At 40.9% G+C, this 7,931-nt stretch carries 10 protein-coding genes and 1 other RNA gene; 8 read left to right on the top strand and 3 right to left on the bottom strand.

Annotated elements, in window-relative coordinates; genetic code table 11:
• Positions 1-25 precede the first annotated feature (25 nt).
• The 5 genes from A2F46_RS04380 (at position 26) to A2F46_RS04360 (ending at position 3,634) form a co-directional block, all read left to right on the top strand.
• On the top strand, positions 26-259 hold the full coding sequence (locus tag A2F46_RS04380) for an acyl carrier protein (RefSeq protein WP_197457557.1): 234 nt from the start codon (positions 26-28) through the stop codon (positions 257-259).
• A complete protein-coding gene (locus A2F46_RS04375; RefSeq protein ID WP_066567176.1) occupies positions 256-1,506 on the top strand; it encodes a cytochrome P450 in 1,251 nt (416 codons plus the stop codon). The genes A2F46_RS04380 and A2F46_RS04375 overlap by 4 nt, the downstream gene beginning before the upstream one ends.
• Before the next feature lie 302 nt (positions 1,507-1,808).
• Complete coding sequence (locus A2F46_RS04370; RefSeq protein WP_156471554.1) at positions 1,809-2,144, top strand: hypothetical protein; 336 nt, start codon at positions 1,809-1,811, stop codon at positions 2,142-2,144.
• Positions 2,145-2,253: 109 nt separating this feature from the next.
• Positions 2,254-2,628 (top strand): sel1 repeat family protein, encoded by a 375-nt coding sequence (locus tag A2F46_RS04365; RefSeq protein ID WP_066567165.1) that lies wholly within the window; start codon positions 2,254-2,256, stop codon positions 2,626-2,628.
• 313 nt (positions 2,629-2,941) lie between these two features.
• A complete protein-coding gene (locus tag A2F46_RS04360) occupies positions 2,942-3,634 on the top strand; it encodes a hypothetical protein (protein ID WP_066567162.1) in 693 nt (230 codons plus the stop codon).
• Positions 3,635-3,854: 220 nt separating this feature from the next.
• Here A2F46_RS04360 and A2F46_RS04355 read toward each other — a convergent pair whose 3' ends face one another.
• Complete coding sequence (locus A2F46_RS04355; protein WP_066567159.1) at positions 3,855-4,034, bottom strand: hypothetical protein; 180 nt, start codon at positions 4,032-4,034, stop codon at positions 3,855-3,857.
• 33 nt (positions 4,035-4,067) lie between these two features.
• Positions 4,068-4,430, bottom strand: a transfer-messenger RNA (tmRNA) gene (gene ssrA / locus A2F46_RS04350).
• Positions 4,431-4,771: 341 nt separating this feature from the next.
• Between ssrA and A2F46_RS04345 the strand changes: the two genes are divergently transcribed.
• From A2F46_RS04345 to A2F46_RS04335, 3 genes are all read left to right on the top strand, one after another.
• Positions 4,772-5,278 (top strand): DUF1841 family protein, encoded by a 507-nt coding sequence (locus A2F46_RS04345; RefSeq protein WP_066567157.1) that lies wholly within the window; start codon positions 4,772-4,774, stop codon positions 5,276-5,278.
• A gap of 178 nt (positions 5,279-5,456) precedes the next feature.
• Positions 5,457-6,071 carry an alpha/beta hydrolase gene (locus A2F46_RS04340; protein ID WP_066567155.1) on the top strand — a complete coding sequence of 205 codons (615 nt, stop codon included), beginning with the start codon at positions 5,457-5,459 and terminating at the stop codon, positions 6,069-6,071.
• Positions 6,072-6,124: 53 nt separating this feature from the next.
• A complete protein-coding gene (locus A2F46_RS04335; protein WP_066567153.1) occupies positions 6,125-7,516 on the top strand; it encodes an NAD-dependent succinate-semialdehyde dehydrogenase in 1,392 nt (463 codons plus the stop codon).
• A 78-nt stretch (positions 7,517-7,594) separates the two neighbouring features.
• Here A2F46_RS04335 and A2F46_RS04330 read toward each other — a convergent pair whose 3' ends face one another.
• Entirely contained in the window at positions 7,595-7,918 is a 324-nt protein-coding gene (locus A2F46_RS04330; RefSeq protein ID WP_066567151.1) for a DUF2322 family protein, read from the bottom strand.
• Positions 7,919-7,931 lie beyond the last annotated feature (13 nt).

Genomic DNA, 7,931 nt, shown 5'->3' with positions numbered 1-7,931 from the left:
TAAATTAATAAACTGAGAAATGCAGATGAATCCTATTTTAGTTGCTAAAAATATTATTTCAAAAAGCCTATTTATCCCTGTTGAAAAAATTCCCGACAACGGCAGCTTGAATGATATCCAACCTATGGATAGTTTAAGCTTTGAAGGTTTGGTTATCGGGATTGAGCAGGCGGTAGGGCACGAAGTCGATATTATGGAACTGCTTGAACTGCGCTCTGTGGAAGATGTCGTCAATGTTTTAAAAAGAAACGGATTATGATTCTTGAGAGTCAGAATTTATGTCATTTTTTATATGATTTAATCAGGAAGCATAACCAGCAGAACGTATGGACTGAAGTTGATGGTGAAAGATTATTCATTGTTCAAAATGCAAAAGATGCTGATTATGTCTTGAGAGTTAATCATAAAAATTATCATAAAAATATGCTGTGGTTTCGCCATACCCTGGGACAAACCAGGTTGTCCGAAGATGGCGAGGCTTGGAAAAATCGTCAACAATTAACTCAGCCATTCTTTACTCATTTTGATAAAGAAAAATTGGCGTTAATTTCAAAAAAATTCACAGGCCAAATGATTAATGAGGTCATCAATAAACAAGGCTTAACACTGGATGATTCAGTTCTGCGTAAATTATCTATTTGTATTTTAACTAAATATTATTTTGGTATTACTGTTGAAGAATTGGGTATCAATATCGATAATTTAACTCGATTAATGGATTACGGTTCCGAATTTAGCATTGCTGCACCGGGTTCTGCTAATAAACACTCTATTAAATCTATCATGGCAGATTTAATGGAATTGCGTGTGCAAGTATTACAAGATTTAGCCATATTTCGGTATGGCCATTTTTCTGATAGCCCAATATTACAAGCCTTGATTCAGGCTGATTCTGCTCAAACTGGTATTATATTAGAGCATGAGTTATTGGCGTTATTTACGGCGGGTGCAGAAACAACCGCATCTGCGATTGGATGGGCATGTTATCTCTTGGGTCGATACCCTGAAATTCAGCATGTACTTGAAGAAGAAAGCGCACATGCTGGGCATTTTGATGGGTATTGGGAAAAATTGGATCATGCTGTTAAGTTGGAGTCATTTATTTCTGAAAGTCTGAGACTTTATCCACCGGTGCCCGTGATTTCTCGTTGCGCAGTTCAAAACGATAGAATTGGTGATGAAGTGATCGATGCTGGAAGTAAGATAGCAGTTTCATTGGTGGGTATTGCATATGATATGCAGACTCATAAAAATCCATGGGTGCCCAATTTAGAGGAAGCCCTAAACAATAAATTAGATAAAACCCAAGGTCGCTATTCGGCATTCAGTTTTGGGCCTAGAGTTTGCGGCGGAAAGGGCTTTGCAATGGTAGAGCTGCTGTCGGTAATGGATACGGTTTGCAATAAGGTTCATGTTGAAACTCTCGATTCGGGCGTACCTAATTTTCATTGGAAATCCAAAATGCTGTATCGAGGCGGTTTTCCTGTGAGTTTTCATTTGAGATAAATATACTGTCACAATATATTATGTTGGTTTATTTATCTGGAAATTCCCTCTAGATGAGTGAAGCATTAAGTAGAGTTTTCTCGTAATGGATACGCAGGATATTTTGCATGCAACAATCGCCATATACCGATGGTTAGACCATTACTATCTTGAAACAAACCGAGTCAGGCATCTCAGTGTCTAATCTATGAGGAAGGTGCAATATCAGTTCAGTAACCATTTATCGCTTACTCCCTGCTCTGATGGTTGCGGCTTTCGGCTTGATAGCTTGCCATCTCACTCCCGGCAAGGTCGACACCAGCATGATTGCACCCACTATCGACTGGAACCGCTTTGAATTCACCTGCGCGCGCGAAGACCTCAATGTTCCCATGCCTTCACCCGAAGCTGAGGCCATCTTCCAGCGCTCCCGCGAGTACAATCGTCTGGCATTTCGCAAAGACAGCACCAATTTACTGCGCGAATCGACCATCCTTACCTTGCAGGCTGCTGAAATGGGGCACGTCAAGGCCATGAGTAATCTGGTGTTGGTCTACACCAGGCCAATGGCTCTCCAAGTGACCACGTCAAGGCTGTCGAATGGGCGGGGAAACTCATGGCACTGGATAAAGGGGTGGGCTATTACCACATGGGCGTGATGCTCCAGCGAGGCATTGGTGTTAGGCAAAATCAGGAGCTGCGCTTGCCTATATCCGCCGATCTGCAGATCTGGGCAACTCTTATGGACAGTTTGAAATTGGTGAGAAAATGCTGGAGGCCTTCGCTCAATCACCCGATAAAGTCACTGGGCAGGCTATTGGCGCGGCATTGTTGCAATGCGCACTGGATCAAGGCTTGGCAAAAGCTGGTTATGAACTTGGGTTTCACTATGGCGTTACTGTTAAGGATGGTATGCAAGCTCTGAAAATTTTTCAGCAAACAGCCAAATTGGGCCACAAGGAAAGCCTTTTTAAATTGCATCGTCTATTTAATGAGGGAGACTATGGCATAGCAAAGGATCCACAACGCGCCAATTGTTATTACGAAAAATATAAAATAGCTTCCAGAAATAGCCCTGATCCTATTCCCGATCTGGATACAACCTGTCCACTTCCTCCAAAACCCATGCCAGCGCAAACTTGACGGATTATTGAATTCGACTGGCTTTAAAATATTCATGATTATTTTATTTAGATATAAAAATATCCTTGAATCAAGGTGATTCTATTCTTTATTTTTAGGATCAACTATTTTTAGGAAGTATTACCATGATATCAAGTAAAATATAAAAAACAGCACAATAAAAGATGACAAGTAATTAAATGCAAATTTTTGTCTATATAGTGTTATATTTTGATGGACTCGGTCGGTTTTGAACTGAAGACTGAGAGATTTTGAGGATAAGAAGTATTTATTTAAAATTAAGTGCATTAAATTATTATATGTGTTGGAGTTTTTGTATGAAAACAAAACTAGTATTAGTATTTTTTCATTAGCCGCATGTTCTTCTAATAAAGAAAAAATAAAATTAACACCAGAACAAAAACAGGAAATTGTGAAGAAAAAACAAGAAAAACGTGCGGAAAAAAAAGCCCGTAAACAAGAGTTAAGAGAAATTAAAAAAAATAGATTTACAAAGATTGAATCCAATGGGCGATACGAGTCATTATTGGATAATGTTCAAGCGTCAAAATATAACCCTAAAATTCATACTCGTATAAGAATGTACGGACTCAATGGAAATTATGATAATATTCAACTGGTTGCTAATAAAACTTGTTCAGATAGTTTTAAATTGAAGCGTGGATTTTATAATGGATTGCCTAGGAAATTAAAGAATTATAGTATCGGGATTCCGCAAACAGAGAAATCTCAATCAAGTGATGAAAAATGGGTTACTTATAAAGAATTTATTTATAAGGGAGATACTCCTTATTTTCTTAATGTTTGGTTGGGTGGGGCTGCAATGTCATCTAGAACAATTCATAGTGGCAAATTTTCAGTGATATTGGAAGCAGGTAAAGATTACGAGATGTACTTAGATATAAAACAGGGACGGGTTAGTTTGGTTATAAATGAAGTTCAAAATAATAATAACAATCGACTAGCAACGGTAATCAATAAAGAATTTAAAGCATGTCGATTTTGAATAATCAATATTAATAGTGAAATAAGCAAAAAATAAAAATAAACATATTTTTAGGTATTTGTTGGCTTGTGGTGGCGATGATAAATTATTGAGAATTTGTATCATTCTCAATCTCATGGATTGCGAATTTCTAACGCTCATTCCATTTGCTTCGCGTTGCCTGAAGGCTCTAGCAGACCAAGTAAAGCGTATTCAGCTTTAATGATGACAACATATTTGTTTATGGCGCTATGAAGTTGGTGGTGGTTTTAGCTTTGTTTTCTTCAGTACTAATCGTTGCGAACATGCCAACAGCAGCAGATAAATTGTAGTTCTCAATCAGTTTTGCGATATTTTCATTGGCTTCAAAGGGGTTTCTAATTGAATAAAATATGTTAATGATGCCCAAAAGATAAGCCATTTAACCCAATAGATTGAATTAAATGGCTTTAATTGGTGGAGGCGGGGGGAATTGAACCCCCGTCCGAAAGTCCTCTACAAAGCGTTCTACATACTTAGTCTTGCCAACTTAATATTCTTATTTCCAGACCGCCGACAGACAGGCTGCCTGAAAACCAGTTGCCTTAAGTCTTATTTATTATCAAGCAACCCGATAATAAACCAGCCAATGTAAAATGTCGTTGCGGTGAGCGAGCTCACGCGGCCCATTGGCCAACCGCTGCAACGTTTAGCCTTAAGCGGCTAAAGCGTAAGATTCGTCGTTTGCGACTATATCAATTCAGTGTTTTACGGGAATCTGAGACCCCGGTATGCCCGCATCTGCTTCGCAACCCCCGTCGAAACCAAGATCGCCCCCAGATTTGATGGAATCATTATACTTTTTTTGAAGTAGAAATGATAGTTAAGAGGATGCAAATTCGATGAGGCTGCTTAATACGGTGAAGTAGCTTGTTTTCAGGAGGGGCTCAATGAATGTAAAAACATCGAACTGGGTCTCCCTGTGTGAATTACACGGGATGACTATAGGCAAGTGTATGCTATCGATATCAAGCAGCAACATAAGCACATGGATGACATCAAAACTACCATTAATGGTTTAATAATTAAAGAGAAGAGATATTGCATAAAAAAATGGTTGGCAGATGTGCACCCTATCTCATCGTATAATGTTCATGGGCTTTGAATAGGAATAAAATCATGTACGATGTCAATACCAATGATGTGCGCCATTTTTTTGCGCAGGTGTGGCAACAACGCTTTGAGCCGCAACAATTGGATGCTTTGCAGAAAAAGGCGTTGCGTATTATTACAGCACATACAGAATATGAGCATTATTTGGCGCACGTAGAGGACTATTTGAGCCAGACTTGGCATCCTGAGGATGGGGAAACCAATCCTTATCTCCACCTTTCTTTGCATTTATCAATACAAGAGCAAGTGGCCATTGATCAGCCTTTTGGTATTGCAGCCATACATAATGCGTTGTGCGCACGTCATCAAGGTGATTGGGTAGCGGCAGAACATGACATGATGGATGCTCTGGTGGAAACCATTTGGCAGGCGCAGCGGTATGGACAAGGTTTAGATGTGAATGCTTACATGACGCGTTTGCGAAAACAAATTGGTCTGGGTCAGGAAGATCATCAGCGGATAAACCCTCATGAAGTAGGGGTAAAGGCTCAGTCACCTGATACCGATAAATAATAAATAAATATCAATATATCAATACTTTAATTTTTATTTATCTAATAACCAAATGGCAGTCTCTGAGATATTTCCTTCAAAGAAAAAATCAATCAACAAATTGTTATATTATTTTTTCGTTTGTTTTCTTATAATGGTTTAATTAGATATTAATGTTGGCGGTTGTTGGAATAAAGTGATGGGCAATCCAGCTTTGATGATTTTATTGCATGGCGTTGGCAGTAATGGTGCTGATATGGCGCCTTTAGGCCATTATGTGCAGCAATTTTTCCCAGGAATGATTTATGAGGCACCCAATGCGCCTCATGCAATGTCTTTTTTGGCCGATGGCTATGAATGGTTTGATCTTAATGGTATTTCACCAGGTAACCGATTGCGCCGTATTGAAGATGCGAGGGCCGACTTTGATGCGCTAATCCAATCTTTGCTAATGAAGCACGGGCTGGTTGATGATTTAGACCAAGTGGTTTTTTGTGGTTTTTCACAGGGCACCATTATGGCTTTGGACGCCATCGCCTCTGGGCGTTGGCCTGTGCTGGCAGTATTGGGGTTTTCAGGTCGTTTGGCTACACCCATCGCTGCAGAGGCACCCAAAAGCACAAAAATTTTATTGCAGCATGGTGAGGCAGACCACACCATCCGAATGGAGGAAAGCCAGCATGCAGCTAATCTGCTTCAGGCAGCCGGTTTTGATGTGTCATTAAAAACTTATGCTGGTCTGGGGCACGGTATTATTGATGAAGAAGTGAAAGAAGCATTGAATTTTTTACGTACTGTTTCACACACTGCTTAACCTTGAGTTGAGCATTATTTTGGGATCATCATCCCTTAACAGGAGGTAGTAAAATGGCTTTTGCCACCGTTAATCCCTATACCAATGAATTGGTTAAACAATTTCCAGATGCCACTGATGCAGATGTGGTAGCAGCGATTGATTCTGCTGACAGCGCTTTTCAGTCATGGAAAAAAACCAGCCATGCTGAGCGTCGCGCGATTTTGCAAAAAGCAGCTGATTTGTTGCGCGCCGATGTCGATGGCTATGCCAAATTATTGACTTTGGAAATGGGCAAATTATTCACTGAAGCCAAGGCAGAAGTGGAATTGTCAGCACAGATTTTTGAATATTATGTGCGCAATGCTGAAAAGTTATTGCAGCCAGAAGCGCTGCCTGTTTTGGATCCTGCTGAAGGCAAAGCCGTATTGGTGCATGACCCGCTGGGTGTTTTGTTGGCTATTGAGCCATGGAATTTCCCTTATTATCAAATCGCCCGTATTTTGGCGCCCCAATTGTCTGCCGGCAATACCTTGATTTTGAAGCATGCTTCTAATGTGCCGCAATGCGCTGAAGCATTTGAAAAATTGATGCACGAAGCAGGGTTGCCTGAAGGTTGTTTTATCAATTTGTTTGTGTCACACAGTAAAATTGAAAACATTCTCAAAGATGATCGGGTGGTCGGCGTTGCCTTAACGGGCTCTGAAGCTGCCGGTGCATCTGTGGCTCAGTTGGCTGGCAAATACCTGAAAAAATCCACTATGGAATTGGGTGGGGCTGATGCATTCATCGTGTTGAACGATGCTGAATTAGACAAAACCGTAAAATGGGCAGTATTCGGCCGTCATTGGAACGCAGGTCAAGTGTGTGTCTCATCTAAACGCATGATCGTGGATGCTTCTGTATACGATGAATTTTTGAGCAAATACACAGAAGGTGTGGCTGGCTTGGTGGCGGGTGATCCTATGGATGCCAAAACCACTTTAGCGCCATTGTCTTCTCAAAAAGCAGCTGATGATGTGCGCAAACAGATTGCCGAAGCCGTTGCTCATGGTGCCACTGCAACTGAAGTCGGCCCCAAAGTACCAACACAAGGTGCATTTGTGCAGCCCACTGTTTTGACTAATGTCACCAAAGACAATCCTGCCTATTATTGGGAGTTTTTTGGCCCGGTTTCCTTGATTTTCAAAGCCAAAGACGAAGCAGAAGCCATTGAGATTGCCAATGATTCTCCGTTTGGCTTGGGTGGCTCAGTCTTCACCAAAGACGAAAAGCGTGGTTATAAAGTGGCTGAACAGGTTTCTACCGGCATGGTTTATGTTAACCATCCAACCATGGTTAAAGCCGATTTGATGTTTGGTGGTGTGCGTCGTTCTGGCTATGGCCGTGAATTATTAGGCTTGGGCTTGAAAGAATTTGTGAACCACAAATTGATTGATGTTGTGGATATTGATGCACCATTTTAATGAATGGTGATGTTCCAAAACCCAGCCTAGGCTGGGTTTTTTATGGTGGTTGCCTGAAAGAGGTATAGTGGCGTTGTGTTAGATGTCGTCTTCCAATGGAATCAGGCGCAGATGCAATTGGTGATCGCAAACTTGGAGTAAAAAATCAATGTTGGGATGCTTGCCAGGGTGTTGTTGTGCATCGGCAGTGTGTTCTGCAAACAAAGTAAGACCATGCTCCGCCGCCTCAGGTGTAAGCTGGTCATGGAATTGTTGTGCCAAAGCATAATAAACCCGTAAAGAACCCAATTTCCCTGGCACGGCAGGAATGCTGTGTATCACTTTTCCGCTTTCATCGCAGATATTGATGCGATCTAGGTGATCAATATTAGGTAAGCCGGCTAATGTGTCTTTGAAGGTCATGATCGTGTGTTCT

The organism is Snodgrassella sp. CFCC 13594 (assembly GCF_001590725.1).
Classification (GTDB): domain Bacteria; phylum Pseudomonadota; class Gammaproteobacteria; order Burkholderiales; family Neisseriaceae; genus Snodgrassella.
This window is presented reverse-complemented; position numbering and strand designations above follow the sequence as displayed.

What these genes read in the sequence shown, in the direction of transcription:
- A2F46_RS04380 (WP_197457557.1), top strand. Translation starts at nt 26, where the DNA reads ATGAATCCTATTTTAGTTGCTAAAAATATTATTTCAAAAAGCCTATTT.
- A2F46_RS04375 (WP_066567176.1), top strand. Translation starts at nt 256, where the DNA reads ATGATTCTTGAGAGTCAGAATTTATGTCATTTTTTATATGATTTAATC.
- A2F46_RS04370 (WP_156471554.1), top strand. Translation starts at nt 1,809, where the DNA reads ATGATTGCACCCACTATCGACTGGAACCGCTTTGAATTCACCTGCGCG.
- A2F46_RS04365 (WP_066567165.1), top strand. Translation starts at nt 2,254, where the DNA reads ATGCTGGAGGCCTTCGCTCAATCACCCGATAAAGTCACTGGGCAGGCT.
- A2F46_RS04355 (WP_066567159.1), bottom strand. Translation starts at nt 4,034, where the DNA reads ATGGCTTATCTTTTGGGCATCATTAACATATTTTATTCAATTAGAAAC.
- A2F46_RS04345 (WP_066567157.1), top strand. Translation starts at nt 4,772, where the DNA reads ATGTACGATGTCAATACCAATGATGTGCGCCATTTTTTTGCGCAGGTG.
- A2F46_RS04340 (WP_066567155.1), top strand. Translation starts at nt 5,457, where the DNA reads ATGGGCAATCCAGCTTTGATGATTTTATTGCATGGCGTTGGCAGTAAT.
- A2F46_RS04335 (WP_066567153.1), top strand. Translation starts at nt 6,125, where the DNA reads ATGGCTTTTGCCACCGTTAATCCCTATACCAATGAATTGGTTAAACAA.
- A2F46_RS04330 (WP_066567151.1), bottom strand. Translation starts at nt 7,918, where the DNA reads ATGACCTTCAAAGACACATTAGCCGGCTTACCTAATATTGATCACCTA.